Source organism: Flavobacterium sp. FlaQc-47, assembly GCF_044006475.1.
Lineage (GTDB): Bacteria > Bacteroidota > Bacteroidia > Flavobacteriales > Flavobacteriaceae > Flavobacterium.
On sequence record NZ_JBIPCQ010000001.1, the window covers coordinates 226,434 to 249,305 of the forward strand.

At 33.6% G+C, this 22,872-nt stretch carries 20 protein-coding genes; 8 read left to right on the forward strand and 12 right to left on the reverse strand.

What is annotated here, in order from left to right; all coding sequences use genetic code 11:
- Nucleotides 1-2: 2 nt before the first annotated feature.
- Nucleotides 3-1,781: an ABC transporter ATP-binding protein gene (locus tag ACHRVX_RS00790; RefSeq protein WP_395327875.1), complete on the reverse strand. Its 1,779-nt coding sequence runs from the start codon at nucleotides 1,779-1,781 to the stop codon at nucleotides 3-5.
- Between the two features lie 205 nt (nucleotides 1,782-1,986).
- Between ACHRVX_RS00790 and ACHRVX_RS00795 the strand changes: the two genes are divergently transcribed.
- The 3 genes from ACHRVX_RS00795 (at nucleotide 1,987) to yajC (ending at nucleotide 4,883) form a co-directional block, all read left to right on the forward strand.
- Complete coding sequence (locus ACHRVX_RS00795) at nucleotides 1,987-3,096, forward strand: Glu/Leu/Phe/Val dehydrogenase (RefSeq protein ID WP_395327878.1); 1,110 nt, start codon at nucleotides 1,987-1,989, stop codon at nucleotides 3,094-3,096.
- Nucleotides 3,097-3,613: 517 nt separating this feature from the next.
- A complete protein-coding gene (nusB, locus tag ACHRVX_RS00800; RefSeq protein ID WP_395327881.1) occupies nucleotides 3,614-4,525 on the forward strand; it encodes a transcription antitermination factor NusB in 912 nt (303 codons plus the stop codon).
- An 82-nt stretch (nucleotides 4,526-4,607) separates the two neighbouring features.
- Entirely contained in the window at nucleotides 4,608-4,883 is a 276-nt protein-coding gene (gene yajC / locus ACHRVX_RS00805) for a preprotein translocase subunit YajC (RefSeq protein ID WP_213297039.1), read from the forward strand.
- Between the two features lie 366 nt (nucleotides 4,884-5,249).
- Here yajC and pepT read toward each other — a convergent pair whose 3' ends face one another.
- The 3 genes from pepT to ACHRVX_RS00820 all read right to left on the reverse strand — a co-directional run bounded on the left by pepT (nucleotide 5,250) and on the right by ACHRVX_RS00820 (nucleotide 8,974).
- A complete protein-coding gene (pepT, locus tag ACHRVX_RS00810) occupies nucleotides 5,250-6,527 on the reverse strand; it encodes a peptidase T (RefSeq protein WP_395327884.1) in 1,278 nt (425 codons plus the stop codon).
- A 240-nt stretch (nucleotides 6,528-6,767) separates the two neighbouring features.
- A complete protein-coding gene (locus ACHRVX_RS00815; protein ID WP_395327887.1) occupies nucleotides 6,768-7,898 on the reverse strand; it encodes a formylglycine-generating enzyme family protein in 1,131 nt (376 codons plus the stop codon).
- Between the two features lie 134 nt (nucleotides 7,899-8,032).
- Nucleotides 8,033-8,974, reverse strand: coding sequence for a DUF6515 family protein (locus ACHRVX_RS00820; protein WP_395327890.1), 942 nt, complete (start codon nucleotides 8,972-8,974; stop codon nucleotides 8,033-8,035).
- A 134-nt stretch (nucleotides 8,975-9,108) separates the two neighbouring features.
- Here ACHRVX_RS00820 and ACHRVX_RS00825 point away from each other — a divergent pair, with 134 nt between their 5' ends.
- Nucleotides 9,109-10,143, forward strand: coding sequence for a quinone-dependent dihydroorotate dehydrogenase (locus ACHRVX_RS00825; RefSeq protein WP_395327893.1), 1,035 nt, complete (start codon nucleotides 9,109-9,111; stop codon nucleotides 10,141-10,143).
- Here ACHRVX_RS00825 and ACHRVX_RS00830 read toward each other — a convergent pair.
- Nucleotides 10,129-10,845: a DUF3307 domain-containing protein gene (locus ACHRVX_RS00830; RefSeq protein WP_395327896.1), complete on the reverse strand. Its 717-nt coding sequence runs from the start codon at nucleotides 10,843-10,845 to the stop codon at nucleotides 10,129-10,131. The genes ACHRVX_RS00825 and ACHRVX_RS00830 overlap by 15 nt on opposite strands.
- Nucleotides 10,842-11,456, reverse strand: coding sequence for a hypothetical protein (locus ACHRVX_RS00835; RefSeq protein WP_395327899.1), 615 nt, complete (start codon nucleotides 11,454-11,456; stop codon nucleotides 10,842-10,844). Before ACHRVX_RS00835 ends, ACHRVX_RS00830 begins: the two co-directional genes overlap by 4 nt.
- 251 nt (nucleotides 11,457-11,707) lie before the next feature.
- Here ACHRVX_RS00835 and ACHRVX_RS00840 point away from each other — a divergent pair, with 251 nt between their 5' ends.
- The 4 genes from ACHRVX_RS00840 (at nucleotide 11,708) to guaB (ending at nucleotide 16,496) form a co-directional block, all read left to right on the forward strand.
- Nucleotides 11,708-12,574, forward strand: a complete 867-nt coding sequence (locus ACHRVX_RS00840) for a hydroxymethylglutaryl-CoA lyase (protein WP_395327902.1) — start codon at nucleotides 11,708-11,710, stop codon at nucleotides 12,572-12,574.
- Between the two features lie 84 nt (nucleotides 12,575-12,658).
- Nucleotides 12,659-13,210 (forward strand): hypothetical protein, encoded by a 552-nt coding sequence (locus ACHRVX_RS00845; protein WP_395327904.1) that lies wholly within the window; start codon nucleotides 12,659-12,661, stop codon nucleotides 13,208-13,210.
- On the forward strand, nucleotides 13,207-14,607 hold the full coding sequence (locus ACHRVX_RS00850) for a DUF5723 family protein (RefSeq protein ID WP_395327907.1): 1,401 nt from the start codon (nucleotides 13,207-13,209) through the stop codon (nucleotides 14,605-14,607). The genes ACHRVX_RS00845 and ACHRVX_RS00850 overlap by 4 nt, the downstream gene beginning before the upstream one ends.
- 416 nt (nucleotides 14,608-15,023) lie before the next feature.
- Nucleotides 15,024-16,496: an IMP dehydrogenase gene (gene guaB, locus ACHRVX_RS00855; RefSeq protein WP_395327909.1), complete on the forward strand. Its 1,473-nt coding sequence runs from the start codon at nucleotides 15,024-15,026 to the stop codon at nucleotides 16,494-16,496.
- A 61-nt stretch (nucleotides 16,497-16,557) separates the two neighbouring features.
- Here the strand turns inward: guaB and ACHRVX_RS00860 are convergent, their stop codons facing one another.
- From ACHRVX_RS00860 to ACHRVX_RS00885, 6 genes are all read right to left on the reverse strand, one after another.
- Nucleotides 16,558-17,067, reverse strand: a complete 510-nt coding sequence (locus ACHRVX_RS00860; RefSeq protein WP_395327912.1) for a hypothetical protein — start codon at nucleotides 17,065-17,067, stop codon at nucleotides 16,558-16,560.
- 111 nt (nucleotides 17,068-17,178) lie between these two features.
- The gene (locus ACHRVX_RS00865; protein WP_395327915.1) at nucleotides 17,179-18,324 is read right to left on the reverse strand and encodes an FAD-dependent oxidoreductase; all 1,146 of its coding nucleotides are present in this window, start codon (nucleotides 18,322-18,324) and stop codon (nucleotides 17,179-17,181) included.
- Between the two features lie 105 nt (nucleotides 18,325-18,429).
- Nucleotides 18,430-19,020 (reverse strand): TetR/AcrR family transcriptional regulator, encoded by a 591-nt coding sequence (locus tag ACHRVX_RS00870; protein WP_395327918.1) that lies wholly within the window; start codon nucleotides 19,018-19,020, stop codon nucleotides 18,430-18,432.
- Between the two features lie 824 nt (nucleotides 19,021-19,844).
- The gene (locus tag ACHRVX_RS00875; RefSeq protein ID WP_395327921.1) at nucleotides 19,845-20,732 is read right to left on the reverse strand and encodes a L,D-transpeptidase; all 888 of its coding nucleotides are present in this window, start codon (nucleotides 20,730-20,732) and stop codon (nucleotides 19,845-19,847) included.
- A gap of 204 nt (nucleotides 20,733-20,936) precedes the next feature.
- The gene (locus tag ACHRVX_RS00880) at nucleotides 20,937-21,518 is read right to left on the reverse strand and encodes an NUDIX domain-containing protein (RefSeq protein WP_395327924.1); all 582 of its coding nucleotides are present in this window, start codon (nucleotides 21,516-21,518) and stop codon (nucleotides 20,937-20,939) included.
- A 56-nt stretch (nucleotides 21,519-21,574) separates the two neighbouring features.
- The gene (locus ACHRVX_RS00885; protein ID WP_395327927.1) at nucleotides 21,575-22,846 is read right to left on the reverse strand and encodes an adenylosuccinate synthase; all 1,272 of its coding nucleotides are present in this window, start codon (nucleotides 22,844-22,846) and stop codon (nucleotides 21,575-21,577) included.
- Between the last annotated feature and the right edge of the window lie 26 nt (nucleotides 22,847-22,872).

Genomic DNA, 22,872 nt, shown 5'->3' on the forward strand with positions numbered 1-22,872 from the left:
ATTTAAAGTAATTCTTTTTCCGAAAGTTGTTTTAAATATAACGATGCATAATATCCCTCCTGATTTATTAATTGATTATGAGAGCCTTGTTGAATGATTCTGCCATCTTCTAAAATGATTATTTTGTCGGCATTTTTAGCAGACGATACTCGATGACTGACTATTATTGTAGTTTTATCCTTGCAGATTTCAAATAAATTATTCAAAATTGTTTCTTCGGTTTCTGTGTCAACTGCCGATAAACAATCGTCAAAAAGTAAGATCGCCGGATTTTTAATAATTGCACGCGCAATAGATACGCGCTGTTTTTGTCCGCCGGATAATGTGATTCCTCTTTCGCCTAAAATAGTATCGTATTGCTTGTTAAAAGCAATAATGTTATCATGAACAACTGCGTTTTTAGCAGCTTCAATTACTTCTTCATCAGTTGCGTTTTGATTCCCAAATTTGATGTTGTTTTTAATACTATCCGAGAATAAAAAAGCATCCTGAGGAACAATCCCGATGTTGTTTCTTAAATCATTTAAATTTAAGGAACTTATTTCGTTTTGATCAATTGTAATTTTTCCGTTTGTAACATCATATAAGCGGGAAATCAAAGATAAAATAGTTGATTTTCCGGATCCTGTTTTTCCTAAAATGGCTAATGTTTCTCCTTTTTTTACTGTAAAAGTTACGTTTTTCAACGCTTCAATATTTGTGTCTTCATACGTATAACTTACATTTTCAAAAGCAATCGAACCTTGAATATCTGAGGCATTTTCGTTTTTGTTTTCGATTTCAGGTTCAATTTTCAAAAATTCATTCAAACGTTTTTGTGAAGCTTCAGCTTCCTGAACCATTGAAGAAACCCAGCCTAATGAAGCTACTGGCCAGGTTAGCATGTTTACATATAAAATAAACTCTGCAATTGTACCAATGTTTGGGATCGTTCCGTTGATGTACATTAAACCTCCAAAATAAATCACAACTAAATTACTTATCCCAATTAAGGCAATCATCAAAGGACCAAATAACGATTGGACTTTAGCTAGATCCAAGCTCTTCTTTTTGCTTTCATCGGCAAGAGCCACCATATTATTCTGATGTTGATTTTCTAAAGAATATGCTTTTATAACGCGAATTCCTGAAAAAATCTCTTGTGAAAAGCTGGATACTTTTGATAAATATTGCTGAAAAGTGGTGCTTCGTTTATTGATTTCTGAACTTAATTTAAAAATACAATACGAAAGAATTGGCAATGGTAAAATGGTATATAATGTCAATAGTGGCGAAACATTATACATATATATGATAACAATTGCAAAACGTATAAAAGTATTGATGGTATACATTACAGCCGGACCAACATACATACGAACCTTTGAAACATCTTCACTGATGCGGTTCATTAAATCTCCGGTACGATTTTGTTTGTAAAAATTTTGAGAAAGGTTCTCATATTGTCTGAAAACTTCATTTTTTAAATCAAATTCTATATGTCTTGACATTACAATTAAAGTCTGGCGCATTAAAAAAGTTAAAAACCCCGCGACAATTGTAGTAGCTATGATTAGCAGTACATTATGAATTAAACCTTCACGATAAACGTCAATAATTGCTTGCGATGTCTGATCAGCTTTCGGGAGTTTATCAAACTTTTCAATAGCGTTTAGAGACTTGCTAATTAGCTTTGGAGTGAATAAAGAGAATATTTGTGCGATTATAGTGATTAAAATCCCTAAAGAGAAACTATATTTATATTTGATGAAATATTTGTTTAAATAGCTTAATTCTTTCATTTTTTTAAGAGATTCAATGATGAAATGTTTTGTTTTTGTAAATTATTATGAATTAAAATTAACGTATAATACAATTTAATCAAAACAAAACGATTGTTATATTGTTATTTTAAAGATAAATAATTAGCACATGTATATTTTTTATATAAATTTGAGAAGTCTTTTTGACAAATTCACAATTTATAACTAAATAAAAACTAGCGCTATGGATGCAACTTTCGCAACTGCAAAGGAACTTCAAAAAATGGATCCTGTTTTTGGTCAACTTTCATTTGATGATCACGAACAAATTGTTTTTTGCAATGACAAAGATACAGGTTTAAAAGCAATTATTGGTATTCATAATTCGGTTATGGGTCCAGCTTTAGGCGGAACAAGAATGTGGAACTACAATACTGAATGGGAAGCTCTAAACGATGTTTTGCGTCTTTCAAGAGGTATGACATATAAATCTGCTATTACCGGATTAAACATTGGTGGAGGTAAAGCGGTAATTATTGGTGATGCTAAAACGCAAAAGACACCTGAATTAATGCGCAAGTTTGGTGAATTCGTTCACTCTTTAGGAGGTAGATATATTACAGCAGAAGATGTTGGAATGGAAACTAAAGATATGGACACTGTAAGAGATGTAACGCCTTATGTTACAGGAATCTCTGAAGAAAGAGGTGGTTCAGGAAATCCGTCTCCAATAACAGCTTATGGTGTTTATTTAGGAATGAAAGCTGCTGCTAAAAGTCAGTTTGGTACTGATGTTTTAGATGGTAAAAAAGTTTTGGTTCAGGGAATTGGTCACGTTGGTGAAGCTTTAGTAGAGTATTTGACTAAAGAAGGAGCAATTGTTACTATTGCTGATATCAACGAAGAAAAATTATACGAAGTAGCTCAAAAATATAACGCAACAATATTTACAGGAGAAGATTTATATGCTGCTGATGTTGATATTTATGCGCCATGTGCAATGGGAGCAACTATTAATAATGATACCGTAAATAAAATCAAAGCTAAAGTTATTGCTGGTGCTGCCAACAATCAGTTAGCTGATGAAAATATTCACGGAGCAAGATTACAGGAAAGAGGTATTTTATATGCACCTGATTTCTTGATCAACGCTGGTGGAATCATCAATGTTTATGCTGAATTAGAGCACTACGGTAAAGCCGAAATCATGACAAAAACCGAAAATATCTATAACACTACTTTAGAAATTATCGATTATGCTGTGAAAAACGGAATGACAACGCATAAAGCTGCTCTTACAATAGCTCAAAATCGTATTGATTTGAGAAGAATTGAAAATGCTGCTAAGAAGTAATTTTTAGTTTACAGTCCCAGTATTCAGTCTCAGTTTGCAATGTAAACCGGACTGAATACTGGGACTTTTATGCGTTTTGAATAATACTGAAAACTGCGACTGAAAACTTTTACTTTTTTATAAGTAATAGGATATTGTAACTGATTTTTTACCGCAAAGTTCGCTAAGATTTTATTCACTAATTGCGGTTAGATAACACAAGTTCGCAAAGCTGGTTCAATACAAAGCTTTGCGAACTTGTGTTTTTATAAAATAGCTTAATTTAAAAAAAAACTTTGCGAACTTTGCGGTAAAAAAACTTTAGATTGGAAGTTTTTAAGCTGAAAATTATTCAATGCTTATCTACTGAAAACCGCTACTTTTTTGTGCGTTTTGAATAATACTGAAAACTGAGACTGAATACTGTGACTTTTTTACGAATTAATTTTAATATCAGGATTGAAATTCCTAATTTTGCAGACTAATTTTTAAATGTTCTTACAAGGTGGTAAATAGAAGACACATACGCGTTAAAGTAATGCAATCCATTTATGCAATGCATCAAAGCGGTTCTGATAATCTGGAAAAAGAAGAGAAGTTTCTTTTTTACAGTATCGATAATATTCAGGATTTATATCTTATAATGCTTTCTTCATTGATTGAAATTTGCAAAAAAGAATCTGTTTTTTTACATCTTTCAAGCAAAAAACATCTTGCAACTGCTGCAGAACGTAATCCGAACGAAAAGTTCATCAATAACAAAATTTTCCAGCTTCTTGCCGAAAGCAACTCTTTGAGTATTGCTTTAGAAAATCGTAAAATCAACAACTGGTCGTTGAATGATGATTATATCATTTTACTTTTAAATGATATTAAATCAAGTGATTTGTATGCAAAATACATGAGCACTACAGTTAATACTTTTGAAGAAGACAGACAATTTGTTATCGATTTATTTGCTGATGTAATTGTTCCTAACGAAAAATTATATGAGTATTTAGAAGATGATAAATTAACATGGGTTGATGATATTCCGGTTGTAAATACACATATCGTTAAACAATTAAAAGCAATTAAAACTCAGGATCCTGATGATTTTAGAGTGCCAAAATTGTATAAAGATGTTGAAGATAAAGACTTTGCTAAAGATTTGTTTAGAAGAACAGTTTTAAACGAATCTATTCTTGCAAAAGAATACGATGATAAAACACCAAACTGGGATAGTGAGAGAATTGCTGAAATTGATACTATTATTTTAAAAATGGCTATTTGCGAATTTTTAAAATTTCCATCGATTCCGGTAAAAGTAACTCTTAACGAATATTTAGAAATTGCTAAAGAGTATTCTACTCCAAAAAGCAGTATTTTTATCAACGGAATTTTAGATAACCTTGTTAAGGAACTTACTGCTAATAAAAAGATGATAAAAGTTGGACGTGGGTTAATGTAATTGGGGGATAAATTCCAATTTTTTAAATTCCAAATTCCAAAAAAAACATAAATATTAATAACAAAAATAAAAACTGAATACTATGCAAGATTTAATGAAATTTGCTCCTTATTTACTAATGTTTGTAGTGCTGTATTTCTTCATGATCAGACCACAACAAAAAAGAGCAAAAAACGAGAAAGAATTTGAAAGCAGCCTAAAAGTAGGTGATAAGATAATTACTAAAAGTGGTTTTCACGGTAAAATTGTTGAACTTGCTGAAACAAGTGCAGTAATCGAAACAATGTCTGGAAAATTAAAAATTGAGCGTTCAGCTATTTCTATGGAAATGAGCGCTGCTTCAGTTAAAAAAGCGTAATTTTTTAGCAATTTCAATTAAAATATAAATCCCAAATTCCAATTTTACGATTGGAGTTTGGGATTTTTTTTTGTTTTATGATGAAGCATATTCTTTACGAGAAACGAAACAATCTCATTTGCCGAATCAAATATTTTTTGTTTCGTGGTGTTGTGTAGTCCCTACGGGATAATTTTCATGACGTTTTATTTCTTTTCTACCAATATTTAACCTCTAACGAGGTATAATTGAGATTGCCTCGTTCCTCGCAAGGACTTTAATGCGTACAAAAAAAACCTTTGTCAAAGTTTTAAAACTTTGACAAAGGTTTTTGCGAATAATTGGAATTTGGAATTTTTTGCTTTTCCAATCTTCAAAAATTGAAATCTATCTTTTTCTCTTAGGTTTTTCAGCAATATCAAAAGCTCCCGGAATTGCTGTCAATTCTGCAATTTTTACAATAACATCAGTTGCTTTTTGAATGCTTTCAGCAGGAACATATTCGTATTTTCCGTGAAAGTTATGACCTCCGGCGAAAATATTAGGGCAAGGTAATCCCATAAATGATAATTGCGATCCGTCTGTTCCTCCACGAATTGGTTTTATGATTGGTTTTATACCCAATTCTCTCATTGCTTTTTCAGCAATATCAACGATATGTTTTACAGGAAGTACTTTTTCTTTCATATTGTAATACTGGTCTTTAACTTCTGCAATTACAATATCTTCACCAAATTGTTTGGCGAATTTTTTATTGATTTTTTTGGCAATTTTACCAATCAAATCTTTTCTTTTTTCGAATTTGATTTTGTTATGATCACGAATTATCAATTCTAAAACTGTTTCTTCAATACTTCCGGTTAAATGATGAACATGAAAAAATCCTTCGTAACCTTTAGTTTCCTGAGGAGTTTCTCCTTTAGGAAGTTCGTTGATGAAATCATTAGCAATCAACATCGAATTGATCATTTTTCCTTTGGCATAACCAGGATGAACACTTTTTCCTTTGAAAGTAATTTTAGCCCCGGCTGCATTAAAATTTTCATATTCTAATTCTCCAATCTGGCTTCCGTCCATGGTATAGGCCCATTTTGCGCCAAATTTCTCTACATCAAAATGGTGCGCGCCACGTCCAATTTCTTCATCAGGCGTAAAACCAATTCTGATTTTTCCGTGTTTGATTTCTGGATGCTGAATTAAATATTCCATTGCCGAAACAATTTCTGTAATTCCCGCCTTATCATCTGCACCCAATAGAGTAGTTCCATCGGTGGTGATAATCGTTTGTCCTTTATATTGTAATAAATCTTTAAAATAGTTGGGAGATAAAACAATGTTTTTCTCTGCATTTAGCACGATGTCTTTTCCGTCGTAATTGGTAATAATCTGAGGTTTTACATTTGCTCCGCTAAAATCCGGAGATGTATCAAAATGTGATACGAAACCAATTACGGGAACTTCATGAGTTACATTACTTGGTAAGGTAGCCATGATATATGCTTTATCATCTATAGTAACATCTTCAAGACCAATTGCTTTTAGTTCTTCGACTAATTTATTGGCCAGGTTCCATTGTTTCTCTGTACTTGGAGTTGTTTGCGAGTTTGGATCTGATTCTGTATCAATAGTTACGTAACTGATAAAACGATCTATAATATGTTGCATTTGTTTAATTTTTAGCAAATATAAACAAATATTTAGGCGTTTTATGCTTCATATGGCAGAAGCTGGAAAAATTGGGTAAAAAAAGGTTGCCACAAATTTTACAAATTTCCGCTAATGAAATAGGTTTAAAAAGCTCAAAAAAAATCCAGTTTTACGAATGTCTAATCGTAAAACTGGATTTTTATATTTAAATTAATTCGAGCTAATTCTGAAATTATTGGCAAACTTATTTTTAAATTTTTACTGAACACATCTAAAACCAATATGATTGGCAGGTGATTTATAATCTCCTTTTCCTCTGGTTCCTACCATATAGCGCGTACAATATTGATCTGTACATAAAAATGATCCTCCACGCTGCACTTTTTTAGGCAAGTTTGGTTCTCCCGGATCGTATGATGATTCCGGACCTTGAGGATTTTTTGCTACTTTACCTTTTTCGCTTATTACGGTATAATAATCAGCAGTGTACCAATCGTTTGTCCACTCCCAAACATTTCCTCCTATGTCATATAATCCGTAAGAATTGGGTTCAAATTGTGCTGTTGGCGCAATGCCAATGTAACCATCTTCGCCAGTATCTCCTTTTTCAACAGGAAAATGTCCCTGATAAATATTAGCCTGAAATTTACCTTTAGGTTTTAATGTATTTCCCCAGGCATATAATTGTCCTGATTTTCCACCACGTGCCGCAAATTCCCATTCGGCTTCAGTAGGTAATCTTTTACCAGCCCATTTTGCAAAAGCGGCTGCATCATCAAAGGAAATTTGAACAACAGGATAGTTGCCTCTGCCTTTTATCGAGCTTCCGTCTCCTTCCGGATGTCTCCAGTCTGCTCCTTTCACGTAAGTCCACCATTGCATGTAATTATTCAAATTTACATTAGCAGGAGTAGGGGAAAATACCGCTGATCCGGCAACTAAATTTTCAAGTGGCGCATCAGGATATTCTTCGTGAGTTGGTTTTATTTCGGCTAACGTTACGTAACCTGTCGCTTTCACAAAAGCTTCAAATTCGTCGTTTGTGACTTCCGTCTGATCCATATAAAAACCATCAACATAAACTTGATGAATTGGTGCTGCATCTTTTGTAACTCCTTTAATGCTGCATAAACTTTCGTCTTCAACATTGCTTCCCATAGAAAATTCACCTCCGGGAATCCAGACCATTCCTTTAGGCGTTTTATTTGCCGCAGGTCTGTTTTTATTTTCGATTGTTGGTTTAAATAGCGACGCATCAGATGCATTGGGAATTTCGCCACAATCCATTGCTTTAAGCTTTTTGTCAGGAACAAATTTAGTATAGCTGTAGGCAATTGAAATAATAGAGATTGTGAGGATGCCGATAATCCAAAATGTTTTATTTTTCATTGTATTGATATTTTAGTCTTATTTATGAAGGAAAATTAATACAAATTTATAAAAAAATTACTTCTCTGATAATAGGAATAAAGTTAAAAAAATATCTTAATTAAGTTCTATTAATTTTATAAAGTTACTATAATTTACTTATCTTCTTCGACAAGTACAACTTCATATTTAGATTTACCATCAACCTGGACGGGTTGGTAGTAGGTTTCTCCAAATTTCACATATTTGACATCGCCAATAGTAACTTCTTTACCGCCTTCAGGCAAATTATCAACTAAAGTTCCGGCAGTTGGCGGTACAACTTTATACGAACTTCCATCTTTTTCATAATAAGTTCCTCCGTAGTAGTAATTATTTACGGTCCCGGTATTTACTGTTTCTGCTCCGCTTGGGATATTATTTACTGTTCCTCCTACAGGCGCTGGAACAGCAGTATAGCCTCCGTTAGACGGTGCATACCAAACTCCCTGATCATAATGATATTGAGTACTTTCAACACTAACAACAATTGCAGTAACGGCTAAAGTAGCTGCAAAAAATCCCCAGGGATGCCAGACTGGTCCCCAGTAGTAGGGAGTGTAGGGATGAAAATAATAAGGATGATATGCGTTGTATCTGTAGCCTCCGTATCGATATGGCGGACGTGCATATACGACTACAGTGTTTCTTCGGACTACTGTATTTCTGTTATTGTTTATAGTAATATCACGGCTCCTGTCTACATTTCGATTAATATTATTTCCGCTGATATTGGTATTTCGGTTTCCGCCGTTATTTCTGTTGATGTTGTTTGAATTTCTATTATTTGTTCGATCAACAGTCGAAGGTCTTGTCACTTTATTGCCGTTCGAAGCGGGTCTTGTTGTAGTGACTGGTCTATTTACTCCTGCACCATTAGATCTGGGTCTCGTTTGAGTCGCTGGTCTTGTCTGAACAGGTCTTGCCTGCGTTGCACCGCCTCTGTGTGCTGTACCACCGCCTCGACGTTGGGCGATACTATCAATTGAAATCAAAAAAAATGATCCCATTAAACCTAGAAGGCCTATTTGTCTAATAATTTTTTTTATACTTTTCATTTTCAGTATTTTAAGTCCATTAAAATTATAAAAAAAATAGGAATAATTGTAAAAAATAAAAATTCATTTTAGTTTATAATTGTCTGAAGTATTATAATTAAATTTGCAACCGAAAAAACACACACAACACTCTTATGTATAAATTGATAATTCGCCCTATACTTTTTTGGTTTGATCCGGAAGAAGTACATTATTTTACTTTTTCATTTGTTAAATTCATTTCAAAAATTCCCGGAGTTTCATCAATTATAAAATCTATATATGAAGTAAAAGATACTCGTTTAGAACGTGAAGTTTTTGGTATTAAATTCAAAAATCCGGTTGGTCTTGCCGCAGGATTTGATAAAGATGCTAAACTGTATAAAGAACTTTCTGATTTTGGTTTTGGATTTATAGAAATAGGAACCGTAACGCCCGTTTGTCAGGAAGGAAATCCTAAAAAACGTTTGTTTCGTTTAAAAGCAGACCAGGCAATTATTAACCGAATGGGTTTTAATAATGGCGGAGTTCTTGAAGCCGTAGAACGTTTGAAAAAAAATTCAGGAGTTTTGATTGGTGGAAATATCGGAAAAAATAAAGTAACTCCAAATGAAAATGCTGTAGACGATTATATCATTTGTTTCGATGCTTTGTTTGATCATGTAGATTATTTTGTGGTAAATGTAAGCTCGCCGAATACACCAAATTTAAGAGCTTTACAAGATAAGGAGCCTTTAACAGCTTTGTTGCAAACTTTGCAAAACAGAAATGTAGAAAAGCAAAAAGCAAGCACTCAGAAAATAAAACCCATTCTTTTAAAAATTGCTCCTGATCTTACAGACGAGCAATTACTGGATATTATTGATATTGTAAAAACGACTCAAATTGCTGGTGTAATTGCAACCAATACAACCATTTCAAGAGACGGATTACTATCTGAAAATAAAGCCGAAATGGGAGGTTTGTCCGGAAAACCATTGACGAAACGCTCCACTGAAGTTATTCGTTTTCTTTCGGAAAAAAGTAATAAAGCATTTCCAATTATTGGAGTAGGAGGAATACATTCTGCAGATGATGCTCTTGAAAAACTAAACGCCGGAGCAAGTCTGGTGCAATTATATACAGGATTTATTTATGAAGGTCCGGCTTTGATAAAAGCAATCAATAAAAAGATTTTAAAGCAATTGTAAAAGCAGCGCCTGAACAATTAATGCCGCGATAATTGAAGTTCCAAAACTAATTAAGGTACCAATTAAAACATATTCGGTAAGTTTTCTGTCTTTGGCTTCTTTTAAATCGCCAAATCTAAAAATGGATTTAGCGGCCAATAGAAATCCTATTGCTTCAAAATGGCCTGTTAGTATAAAACAAAATACAAACAAACGTTCCAGAATACCAATGTAATTTCCCGCAGTAGCGAGCGAATTATCATTGTGGCTATTTTGACTTTCCGGATTCCAGATAGAAATAATGGTTTTGATAAAAATCGAAGTTGGCTTGGTAATCAATAAAATACCGGTTATTAAAATCCATAGCTGATTGGTGAACCAAAGAAAGTTCATGGGTTCATCCTTATAAAGTAATACGATTCCAGCCAAAATTAAAATATGTACCATTTGATCTACAATAAACCAGGTACGTTTTGTTTTTGTTTTCTGAAAATTCAATTTAATAAGATCTACAATACCATGTGTTACAGCAATTAAAACTGCATATGGTATAAACCGAATTTCTCCAGCCAAAATTGCTGCCAGAGCTCCGTGCAAAAGAATATGAAGATATAAATAAATACTCTTATGTTTTTTAGCTTCTTTATCTGCCACCCAAGAGTTGGGCTGCCATATAAAATCGCCTAATAAATGTGCTAAAAGTAGTTTTATAAATAAAATCATAACGTTGTAAGTTGTTTTATTTGTGTTCTAAAATAACGATCTAAATTTATTACCAGGTCAAACTGCGCCCGCTTTTGTCGGCGGCTGACTGCGGCTTGATTAATGCCTAATTTTTGTCCCAGTTCTTCCTGCGATAAAGTAGGGTTTTCAATGGCAACGGCAACAAATTCTGCCGATTGCACGAGCCAGCTATCCATAAAAGTTAAAGCCAGACGAAGCATCAAATTCATTTTTTCGTCAAGAATAATATCACCGGTTCTCATCGCTAAAGTTAGCTTTTGTTTTTTTAAAGTTTCAAAAAGTTCTCCGGAATTTATAAAAGCGGTTCCATTACTTTCGGATATTTTTTCGGCATGATGCGTTTTGTCGCCAAAACCAATACTCATTCTTGCATCAGATTTTATAGCTCTCAAATGCGCTTTTATCAAAATAGCTGCCAGCAAAGCTTCTTCCGGATTTTTAATTTCTACCTGAAATTCATCACCCCTGTAAACTTCCCAATCACTTGGCATTTCTCCAAACGCTAAAAGAATTTTTTTCAAATCCTCAACCCAGTGTTTAGACTTTTGCTGTCTGGAACCAATTATATCTCCTGTAATTACGCTTATCATATTCAAATATAATTAAAAAATAGTAATGTTAAGTATTACAAATATACGTAATATTATTTATTATTACCTTTTAAGGTAATTTTCTATAATATTACTATTTTAAGTAATAATTATGGTAATCGTCTATAATTTAAAAAGATGACTCCAATATCTTTAAATGAACTTATATAACTTATATGGTTTAAAAAAAAATCTACAACTTTTATTTCTTTAAAAAAGAAACTAACTTAGCCTTCACTAAAGAATAAGCTTTGAATAAAGAAATCAAGATTATCGAATGTCCGCGTGATGCTATGCAAGGTATCAAAACGTTTATTCCTGCTAAAAACAAGGTTGCCTATATACAAGCTTTGCTTAGAGTAGGGTTTGATACTATTGATTTTGGTAGTTTTGTGTCTCCAAAAGCGATTCCGCAAATGCAGGATACTGCTGAGGTTTTGGCACAACTTGATTTATCAGAGACTACCAGTAAATTATTGGCGATTATTGCCAACACGCAAGGTGCAGCGTTAGCGGCAGAACATCAACCCATTCAATATTTAGGATTTCCCTTTTCTATTTCTGAAAATTTTCAGATGCGAAATACACATAAAACCATAGCCGAATCTTTAATAACTTTAGAAGAAATTCTGGAAATTGCCGATAAAAAAAACAAAGAAGTCGTAACCTATCTTTCAATGGGTTTCGGGAATCCGTACGGAGATCCGTGGAATGTTGAAATCGTAGGCGAATGGACCGAAAAACTTGCCGGAATGGGTGTGAAAATCTTATCACTTTCAGATACCGTTGGCAGTTCAACGCCGGAAGTTATTACACATCTTTTCTCAAATTTAATTCCTAAATATCCCGAAATTGAGTTTGGCGCCCATTTGCATACAACGCCTAACAGCTGGTTCGAAAAAATAGATGCAGCATCAAAAGCTGGTTGTGCCCGTTTTGATGGCGCAATTCAGGGTTTTGGCGGATGCCCCATGGCAACAGATAAACTAACGGGGAATATGCCAACCGAAAAATTAATCTCCTATTTTACGGCTAATAAAAAATCGACAGGGCTAAATTCCTTAAGTTTTGAAAGTGCTTATAATGAAGCTTCAAAATTGTTTGGTAAATTTCATTGACAAAACTAAGAAAATTACTATATTTACTATAGACGGATAATAAGTAGTAACAAAATAACGTTGTTATTTAGATACATATTAGCTATGAAAGTAAATTTTGTAAAGAGATTTTCGAAGATATTATTTTTATCATTCTTGTTTTTTTCATGCTCAAGCGATCTGGATTTTGATCAGACTAAAGATCTAAAACCAGAACCTGTTTTTGTAGCTAATCTGGCTTATTTTAATGTGCCGGCGACTCAATTTGTAAATAGTGGCGAGGCACAAATAGCATTTGACGAAGAGGAATTTGATGCTTTTAAAGAGAAATTTTTCAGAGACAATCTGGTAAAAGCCGAACTTGATTTTGAAATTGAAAACACAATAATCAGAGCTTTTACGGTAGATATTGCACTTATTGATGCTAACGGTCAAATACTTGAAACAGACTCATACCCAATTCCAGCCTATTCAGGAAGTCCAAATAGTATAAAATATCCTGTTGAAGTATTTGAAAATCAAAGATTAGACCTTTTAAAAAGAACAGTCAAATTAGCTTTTTTTGTGAGAATGGCTCCCGGATCTCCATTAGATCAAAATAGTACAGGAAGTTTGAAATTGCGATCAGGTGCAACCGTTTATATGCAAATAGAATGAGAAAGTTATATCTGATTTTAATCATAGCTTTTCAACTTTCTTGTTTTTCCCAAAACAAAGAAGTACTTTATAATTTTACCCCTATTCCGCAATCGTCACTTGTAAATCCCGGAGCCGATGTTTCGTATAAATTCTATTTTGGAGTTCCCGTTTTATCCGGAGTTTCTGCAAATTTAGGTTCCAGCAGTTTTTCGGCATATGATTTATTTGCAAATAACGGAGTCGATTTTAACGACAAAATTCGCAATGTGATTAATAATTCTTCAGGAAAAGATAAAACTCAGGTCAATCAGCAACTCGAATTATTTTCTGGCGGATTCAGGGTAGGAGGAAAGCAAAGTCAATCCTATATTTCATTTGGTGCTTATCAGGAATTTGATTTTTTAATGTATGTTCCTAAAGATCTTGCGATATTGGCGTTAGACGGAAACCGCGATTATATAGGCAAATCATTTAATCTCGCCCATTTAAACGTTAGAGCCGAAGTTCTATCTGTATTTCATGTGGGATTTCATAAAAAAGTCAATGAAAAACTGGTTTTAGGAGGTCGTGCAAAATTATATTCAAGTGGTGCGAATGCAACTTCGACTAAAAATTCAGGATTTATTTATACAGGTCAAAACGCGGGAACTCCAAATGTTTATAACCAGGTGATTGCTTCAAATTTAGAACTTAAAACCTCTGGAATTGCCACTTTTACAAAAGACGAATACGACGGAAGTATTCCAAAAGATATCGTTCAAAATACATTCTTCAACGGAAGTTTAGGCCTGGGACTTGATGCCGGACTTACCTATTATTTTAAAGAAAACCTTCAATTTACGGCAAGTATTGTTGATCTGGGTTTTATCACACACACTAAAGATATTGAAACTTTAACTTATAAAGGAACCTATAATTATCAAGGTGTAAATCCTGGTTTTGATCCTTCAGATCAACCGAAAAATATCTTTGATGAATTTGACAAAGCCATTCCGCGCGACACACTTTATAATAAATATACTACTTGGCGACCAACAAAATTTTATTCTTCGCTTCAATATTCATTTGGCGAATCACGTTATGACGGAGATTGTAATTGCAAAGGCAATATCAATAGAAAGTATGTAAATGCCGTTGGAGGACAATTATTTTTAATGTCAATGCCAGTTGAACCTTTCGTGGCGCTAACCGCCTTTTACAAACGAAGCATTTTTGAGAAACTGGATATTAAAGCCACTTATACATTCGATTCTTATTCAAATAAAAACATAGGTTTAGGAATTTCAGGCACAGTTGGTAAACTCAATATGTATCTTCTCGTCAATAATGTCCTAGAATATAAAGACGTCTCAAAGGCGAATAGTATTGCATTTCAATTCGGCTTCAATTTTGTTTTTCAGGATTCTGAAGATTAGATTTTTCTACCATAAAAGTGATATAAGTTTATTTAATATTTTGTCTGTTAATATCATGACTGTTTATGATTTCAAAAATAATTTGGACAGCACTATGACTCTAATAAAGAAAAATAAATTCTGGGTTCAAGTGAAGTCTACAACTATACACGAAGTAATTATATGGACTTATTATCACTTATGTGGTTAAAAAAATAAATAAGTCCCACTCTAATAAAGAAAATTTCATTGTCAGTTCAAGCGAATTCGAGAACTCTACACAACCTAATTAAATGAACTTATATCTCTTATATGGTTCAAAACAAGACTGTTTTTTTGAAAGAACTTTCCTGTAAATTTAATTTTATGAATAAGTTAGTAATCAAGTTTCCAATTTATTCACTATATTTGCACGCAATTCAACTACAAATTGCAACATGATAGCACACAACTCCAAGATTATCGGCGAAGGTTTAACTTACGACGATGTATTATTAGTACCTAACTACTCGAATGTGCTTCCTCGCGAAGTGAGTATCAAATCAAAATTTTCCAGAAATATAACATTAAACGTTCCAATAGTATCAGCTGCTATGGATACCGTGACCGAAAGCTCTATGGCAATTGCTATGGCGCAGGAAGGCGGAATTGGCGTTTTACATAAAAATATGACTATCGAGCAACAAGCTGCGAAAGTTAGGAAAGTAAAACGTGCTGAATCAGGAATGATAATCGATCCGGTAACTTTACCAATGAATTCAACAATTGCAGATGCAAAAAATGCTATGAAAGAGTTCGGAATTGGCGGAATCCCAATCGTAGACAAAAACAGAATACTAAAAGGAATCGTTACCAACCGTGATTTACGTTTTGAAAAAAACGGAGCAAGACCAATCGCTGAGGTAATGACAAGTACGAACTTAGTTACTGTTGCCGAAGGAACTTCACTAGAACAAGCAGAAGTAGTTTTACAAGGACATAAAATCGAAAAATTGCCGGTAGTAAACGCTAACTATGAATTAGTTGGTTTGATTACTTTTAGAGATATCACAAAACTGACTCAAAAGCCAATCGCCAATAAAGACGTTTTTGGTCGATTAAGAGTTGCTGCTGCAATTGGTGTTACTGGTGACGCAGTTCAAAGAGCAGAAGCACTAGTAACAGCCGGAGTTGACGCTATCATTATTGATACAGCTCACGGACATACCGAAGGTGTGGTCAATACCTTAAAAGAAATAAAATCAAAATTCCCAAATATTGATGTAATTGTTGGAAATATTGCAACTCCCGAAGCTGCTAAATATTTAGTAGAAAATGGAGCAGACGGAGTAAAAGTAGGAATAGGACCTGGTTCTATTTGTACAACCCGTATTGTTGCAGGTGTTGGTTTTCCTCAGTTTTCAGCAGTTCTTGAAGTAGCTGCGGCTATAAAAGGAACTGGAGTTCCGGTTATTGCCGATGGTGGGATTCGTTATACAGGTGATATTCCTAAAGCAATTGCTGCCGGAGCCGACTGTGTAATGTTAGGTTCATTATTAGCAGGAACAAAAGAATCTCCGGGTGAAACTATTATCTTCGAAGGAAGAAAATTCAAATCATACCGCGGAATGGGTTCTGTTGAAGCTATGCAAACTGGATCAAAAGATCGTTATTTTCAAGATGTTGAGGATGATGTTAAGAAATTAGTTCCTGAAGGAATTGTGGGACGTGTTCCTTACAAAGGGGAATTAAACGAAAGTATGCTTCAGTTTGTTGGAGGTCTTCGTGCAGGAATGGGATATTGTGGTTCAAAAGATATTCCTACTTTACAAGAAACAGGACGTTTTGTTAGAATAACGTCAAGCGGAATTACAGAAAGTCATCCACATAATGTTACAATTACAAAAGAAGCTCCAAATTATTCAAGATAATTTTTAGTTTCTCATAAATAAAACAAAAGGCATAAGAGTTTGATTCTTATGCCTTTTTTAATTAGTTATTTATAATTGAAATACCGTTGTTGAATTCATCAATAGTATTTTGGTTGAGCTCTATTGCTTCGGCCTGACCGCCATATTGTATTTGTATCGAACCACCTTTTCCGTTACAAGTAAAACCTTGATATTTATAAGAGTAATCATTATATTCTAAATCACAAGTAAAATAATTAACCGTAATACCGTTGATCTTCTTTTTAAATATTTTCAGATTTTTAATTTCACCAACATCTTTATATTGCTCTTCGATAGTACTTTTTAAACTTTTATCAGTAATAAAATAATCGTATTCGCTAAAATAAGCATTTATAACATTGTATTTATCATGAAATTCTGCATCCCAATTAGTTGATGGTTCTTCACTTTTTATCCAATGATCAGGATTGTATTTAATTTGATAAGTTTCTTTTCTGCTAACGTAAGTTTCTGATTTTGAGTCGCTTTTTTTTTGTGCCGTCATCGCAAAGCTTGATAGTACAAAAAGAAGAATTAATTTTTTTACCATTTTTGTTATTTTTTAATTGCTTCCGTTGATGTACGAAGCTTCGGGTAACGAAAATATTAAAATAAAACTAACTAATGCTAAAAAGAGAAGTTGTTTTTTCAGATTTACAATTTAAACTCCACCGCGGCTGTTCAGGATTTTTTCGGTTGTAACATCAGAATGCAATAATTCCTCCATTTGATAGGTAGTACGTTGCGCTTCTAAAGCATAGCCAAACATTTTTTGTTCATAATCATCAATTGCATCCTGAAAAGTAGCGAATTCGCCATTCGTTAGATTCTCTGTTAATTGATATGCATCCATCAAACCCATATTGACACCTTCGCCCGCAAACGGAGGCATAACGTGCGCTGCATCGCCTACAAGCGTGATATTTGAATGTTTTTTCCAGGGTTCTTCTAAAGAGAATAAACGCAAAGGCAATCCGGTAAAATCAGTAGAAACGGCGAAGAATTTTTTATAATCTTCATTCCAATTTTCAAATTTTTCATTCAAAAATGAAATAACCGAAGCGTTATCTTCAAAGTCGATTCCGTTATTTAAAACCCAATTTTCGTCTGCTTTAAATGAAACACCAAAATGTATAGAACCGTCACGTAATGTATGAGAGTAGAACATTTTTTGTTCCCCCATAGACATTACATTTCCGTTACCATATTTAAGTTTATATTCAGGATAATCACGGTCCGGATTTTCAATTTCTCCCTGAATAATATACGTTCCTGAAAGTTGAGGTTCTTTATCCGTAACAAATTTTCTGGCATTTGATCTTCCTCCATTGGCAACAATTACAAAATCAACGGTTACCTTATTACCATTTTTAAATTCTAAATAATATTGGTCTTCCACTTTTTCGATCGTAGTCAGTTGACTGTCCCAGACAACAGTATTTTCTTTAAGATTTTCCAGCATGATTCTTCTCAAATCATTTCTGTCAATTTCGGGTCTTGAATAAGCATTTTCTTCAGTAGGCATTTCTTCCGAAGTAATATTTCCGTGCATATCTGCCATTTTTTCTCCCGTTGGTCTTGCGTAGCGGTAAAATTCATCCATTACATCTGCTTTTTGAATCGCTTTTTGGCCTGAATCCGAATGAATATCAAGTGTTCCGCCAGAAGTTCTCGCTTGTGCATTTAAGTCTCTTTCGTAAACTGTTACATCAGCACCGTTAATTTGTAAAATTCTCGCTGTTGTTAATCCAACAGGTCCACCGCCAATAACGGCAATCTTTTTGTTTTTGATAAGTGAAGTGTTCATATGATTTTATTTAATTGATAGTGTAGTGATTGAATTTGTAATTGACATTGACATTGAAATTTGAAATTGATTTTTAAAATTGATTTTTGAAATTGAAATTTGCTTTTATGGGGTCAAAGCTTTTATAACCAGATTAAAAGCTTCGTTTTGAATTTCCTGAGTAAATACAAAAGGCTTGCCCGACATTGATTTTCCTTCTCTGTGAAGTTCTAAAAGCGAATAAAGTGATCCATAGGCAATACTCCAGAAAACTTCGAATGTAATAGGAAGAAGTTCTTTTTTTTCGATGGCATTAGTGATGAATAATGACATTTGATGTTTAAAGTCTGTTGTGATTTCTGCCAAAATAGCATCACCGTAAGTAGAATGTTTCAGGAGTTCAAAACAAGTGGTTTGTAAAGAAAAATTGATAGCAAACTTTGATCGGTTTTCCCATTGTTTGCGTAAACCATCTGTAAATGACATTTCAGATGAAAATCCGACTAACATTTCCCCGAAAAAGTTTTTCCCAATTTCAATTCCAATTTTCCGAATCAAATCTTCTTTGTCAGTATAATAGATGTAAAGTGTTGCCACCGAAACGCCGCATTCTTTAGCCAACCGATTCATTCCAAAACCTTCTACGCCTTGTGCAACCAGCATTTCAATCGCTTTTTGTTTTACAATTTCCTCTTTATGTGTATCTCTGGTTCTCATAATTATAAATAATTCTGGTACAAATATATTATAAATAAATGAACGTTCGCTTATTTATTAGAAAAGATTTTAAGTTTTAAGGTTCGAAGGGGCAAAGGAGCAAAGGTTCAAAGGAGGAAAGGATTAAAGGAGGAAAGTTCAAAGAGTCAAAGGTTCTGGCTGGATTACATCCAGCTTTAACTCGATATTATTAAGTCAGGCTTTTGACTAGCCTCCAGCTTTAGTTGGAGGTGTTTAATAGACACAATAAGATGGCTTTAGCCAAATCACACATTTTTGGCTAAAGCCATTGTGATTGATTTTATAGAAACTCCAGCTAAAGCTGAAGGCAATTCAAAACTAGCCATTGCTTGGAAAAATATAGTTTTTTTTGATAATTACGAGTAATGCGAACCAAGAGTGAAATGTGCCGTTAGTTACTAAAATATTCGTAGTTAATATAGATTAGAAATACGTTAGCGTGCCGGTAGGTACACAACAAATGATGAATATAGCGTACCTACGGCACGATATATTATTCCGATTCATATTAACTACCAATATTTAGTACCTACGGCACAAATTGTACGCTTTTAAATCCTGATTGGAATGAATAATATGATTGTCGATTCTAAGCTGTTTCACAAATCTAAAATCTTTTATACTTAATAACATTGATCTAGCTGGAGATAACAATGAAAATAATATAAAATAGCGTTAGCCAAATAACCTCGTTCCTCTGCACCTCTGAAACTTTGTAACTTTGAACCTTCAAAATAAAAAAGCTGCTAAATACAATTCGTCAAAAATGTAATAGCAGCTTTTTTAGATAAAAATATATATGCTTATGGAGTTGCAGTAGTAGTTTGTTCTGCTTCTCTAACTTTTTGATTGTCTAAAATTTGTTGTATAAACGGTTTGGCTTGGGTTTCTATTTCGTCTTCTGAAATATCTAACGCTTTAGGATCTTTAACTAATGCCAGCCAAGGTTTTGCTTCACCAAAAGGATAACTTCCAAAAACGATAACCGGAGTTCCTTTTACTTTTACGTTTTCCTTATCTTTAAGAATCCATTCGTCGGCAAATTTATAAAGATATTTTGCGTCGTTTTCTTGTAATCTTAAACAAGAATGTGAAGCAGGATAACCTGGTAATTCATATTCGTGAAAACCAACACCTAATTTATTCTCAATATTGAAATTCCATTTTAAGTCCCATTCGTCGTTAAAAGTACTGGTTGTTTTCTCTGCTTTCCAATTCGTGAAAAATAATCCGGTTGGAGTAGGATCTTTTTTTCTTCCCATGTTTGTAGGACCTGTATATACTAATTCGCCATTTTCATAGGCAGCAAATGCCTGGGCGGGATAAGAGAAAATGATCACTTTCGAAACTTCTTCTAAAGCGGCGACATGTAAAGGAAACGGAAGATAATAAACAATATCTCCGGTAAAATCAGCTGGAATTACAACTGAATCCATTTTTGCAAAATTTGCTTTGTCAGTTCTGTTTAGTGCATATGCAATATGAAGTTTAGCACTGTCAGATTCATTTGCTTTTAGCCATTCTTTCGTTTTTTCAAAATGATATGAAACTGATTTCGGCTTTGTATGTTCAATAGTTTTCTTTGGTTTGGCTTTTTCTTTAGTTTCAGTTGATTCATTTTTTTTACATGAACCTAATAAAACTAAAACTAATACAAGGAGGATATTGGATGTGTAATATAACTTTTTCATAAACTGGTTTTTTATTACTGTAAAGTTATTTTAATCATCATGAAAATTGCTTACACAATTTCTTAATTAGTTTGTTTGATTTTCATTTACTTTATCTTAAATAAAAAAATATCCAACCTTTGTTTTCTTATTGTGTATAAGATTCAATCTGATCTCATTATTGAAATTACAATCGATAAACATCGGATTCGTATTTTCATGGTGCTAAATCAGGTTTTTTATCTTCGCATGCTGTAATAACATAATCGTTTTAGCATCTGTAATTTCACCGGATTGGATCATCGCGTATGCTTCATCAAAAGTATATTCGAGCACTTCAATGTTTTCTTGCTCTGCATCTAATCCGCCGCCTTCATTTACTTTCATGCTTTCGTCATATTCCCCAACAAAAAGATATAATATCTCAGTTACAGATCCTGGTGACATATAAGTTTCAATCACTTTCTCCACTTTTTTCAATCTGTAACCTGTTTCTTCTTCAGTTTCGCGAATTACTGCTTGTTCTGCGTTATCCTGATCTAAAAGTCCTGCGCAAACCTCGATCATCATTCCGGTTTTATTTCCGTTAAGATAAGTGGGCAATCTAAATTGTCTCGTTAAAACGACTGTTTTTTTAGAAGTATTGTATAATAATATAGCAGCTCCGTTTCCGCGATCATATACTTCACGAATATGAGTTTCGACTTGACCGTCTTTTTTTTGGTAATCAAAAGTTACTTTGTTTAATATGTACCAGTTGTCTGATAATAACTTTGTATCAGTAACTTTAATTGCTGGATTTTTCATAATTGGGAATATTTGTATAAAAAAAACGCCCTGTTTATCAGAGCGTTTAGTGTTTATTATTTCGTTATTGTTTGTTTTCTGTCAGGTCCAACAGATACAATCTTGATTGGCACACCAACTTCTTGTTCAATAAACTCAATATATTCTTTTAGCTCGATAGGTAATTGATCGTAAGTTGTCAATCCAGTTAAGTCAGCTTTCCATCCTTTAAATTCTTTGTAAACAGGAGTTACATTTTCCGGCTCGATATTATAAGGAAAATGAGAAATGTTTTGTCCTTTATAATTGTATTCTGTACAAACTTTTAAAGTTTCAAATCCTGAAAGTACATCGCCTTTCATCATCATTAACTGCGTTACTCCGTTTATCTGAACAGCATATTTTAAAGCTACAAGATCTAACCAGCCGCAACGTCTTTGTCTTCCTGTTACAGATCCAAATTCGTTTCCAACTCTTGCCATAGTAGCACCAACTTCGTCAAAAAGTTCTGTTGGGAAAGGTCCGCTCCCCACACGTGTAACATAAGCTTTAAAAATTCCGTAAACTTCCTTGATTTTGTTAGGCGCAATTCCTAAACCTGTACAAGCTCCGGCAGCAGTGGTATTTGATGAAGTTACAAAAGGATAAGTTCCAAAATCAACATCTAATAATGATCCCTGAGCACCTTCGCATAAAATAGATTTACCTGCTTTTTGAGCCTGGTAGATATATTCTTCGCTATCGATAAAATCTAATTTTTTTAATTCTTCAACCGCTTCAAAGAACTCTTTTTCAAGTTCCGCTAAGTTGTATTGGATTGCTACATCATAAAAAGCAATCATTGCTTCATGTTTGTCAGCCAAAGCTCTGTAACGTTCTTTAAAGTCTTCCAGTTCAATATCTCCAACGCGTAAACCGTTTCTACCGGTTTTGTCCATATAAGTTGGTCCAATTCCTTTAAGAGTAGAACCAATTTTTGCTTTTCCTTTAGATGCCTCAGATGCTGCATCTAATAAACGGTGTGTTGGTAAAATTAAATGCGCTTTTCTTGAAATGATCAGTTTGCTTTTGATATCAAGGTTGAATTTGGCTAAACCTTCAATTTCTTTTTGAAAAACTACCGGATCTATTACAACACCATTACCGATGATGTTTATTGATTTTTTATGAAAAATTCCAGAAGGAATGGTTCTAAGAACATGTTTGATTCCGTCAAATTCTAATGTATGTCCTGCATTTGGTCCTCCTTGAAAACGTGCAATAATGTCATAATTAGAGGTAAGAACGTCAACAATTTTCCCTTTACCTTCATCTCCCCATTGTAATCCTAATAATAAATCTACGGTCATTCTGTTTTAATTTGCGTTTAGGCAAT

Bases quoted from the DNA above. Each gene is read 5' to 3' on its own strand.
- ACHRVX_RS00825 (WP_395327893.1), top strand. From the start codon at position 9,109: ATGTATAAATTGATAATTCGCCCTATACTTTTTTGGTTTGATCCGGAA.
- ACHRVX_RS00820 (WP_395327890.1), bottom strand. From the start codon at position 8,974: ATGAAAAGTATAAAAAAAATTATTAGACAAATAGGCCTTCTAGGTTTA.
- ACHRVX_RS00845 (WP_395327904.1), top strand. From the start codon at position 12,659: ATGAAAGTAAATTTTGTAAAGAGATTTTCGAAGATATTATTTTTATCA.
- ACHRVX_RS00875 (WP_395327921.1), bottom strand. From the start codon at position 20,732: ATGAAAAAGTTATATTACACATCCAATATCCTCCTTGTATTAGTTTTA.
- ACHRVX_RS00870 (WP_395327918.1), bottom strand. From the start codon at position 19,020: ATGAGAACCAGAGATACACATAAAGAGGAAATTGTAAAACAAAAAGCG.
- ACHRVX_RS00830 (WP_395327896.1), bottom strand. From the start codon at position 10,845: ATGATTTTATTTATAAAACTACTTTTAGCACATTTATTAGGCGATTTT.
- ACHRVX_RS00835 (WP_395327899.1), bottom strand. From the start codon at position 11,456: ATGATAAGCGTAATTACAGGAGATATAATTGGTTCCAGACAGCAAAAG.
- ACHRVX_RS00790 (WP_395327875.1), bottom strand. From the start codon at position 1,781: ATGAAAGAATTAAGCTATTTAAACAAATATTTCATCAAATATAAATAT.
- ACHRVX_RS00795 (WP_395327878.1), top strand. From the start codon at position 1,987: ATGGATGCAACTTTCGCAACTGCAAAGGAACTTCAAAAAATGGATCCT.
- guaB (WP_395327909.1), top strand. From the start codon at position 15,024: ATGATAGCACACAACTCCAAGATTATCGGCGAAGGTTTAACTTACGAC.
- ACHRVX_RS00815 (WP_395327887.1), bottom strand. From the start codon at position 7,898: ATGAAAAATAAAACATTTTGGATTATCGGCATCCTCACAATCTCTATT.
- pepT (WP_395327884.1), bottom strand. From the start codon at position 6,527: ATGCAACATATTATAGATCGTTTTATCAGTTACGTAACTATTGATACA.
- yajC (WP_213297039.1), top strand. From the start codon at position 4,608: ATGCAAGATTTAATGAAATTTGCTCCTTATTTACTAATGTTTGTAGTG.
- ACHRVX_RS00865 (WP_395327915.1), bottom strand. From the start codon at position 18,324: ATGAACACTTCACTTATCAAAAACAAAAAGATTGCCGTTATTGGCGGT.
- ACHRVX_RS00850 (WP_395327907.1), top strand. From the start codon at position 13,207: ATGAGAAAGTTATATCTGATTTTAATCATAGCTTTTCAACTTTCTTGT.
- ACHRVX_RS00860 (WP_395327912.1), bottom strand. From the start codon at position 17,067: ATGGTAAAAAAATTAATTCTTCTTTTTGTACTATCAAGCTTTGCGATG.
- ACHRVX_RS00880 (WP_395327924.1), bottom strand. From the start codon at position 21,518: ATGAAAAATCCAGCAATTAAAGTTACTGATACAAAGTTATTATCAGAC.
- nusB (WP_395327881.1), top strand. From the start codon at position 3,614: ATGCAATCCATTTATGCAATGCATCAAAGCGGTTCTGATAATCTGGAA.
- ACHRVX_RS00885 (WP_395327927.1), bottom strand. From the start codon at position 22,846: ATGACCGTAGATTTATTATTAGGATTACAATGGGGAGATGAAGGTAAA.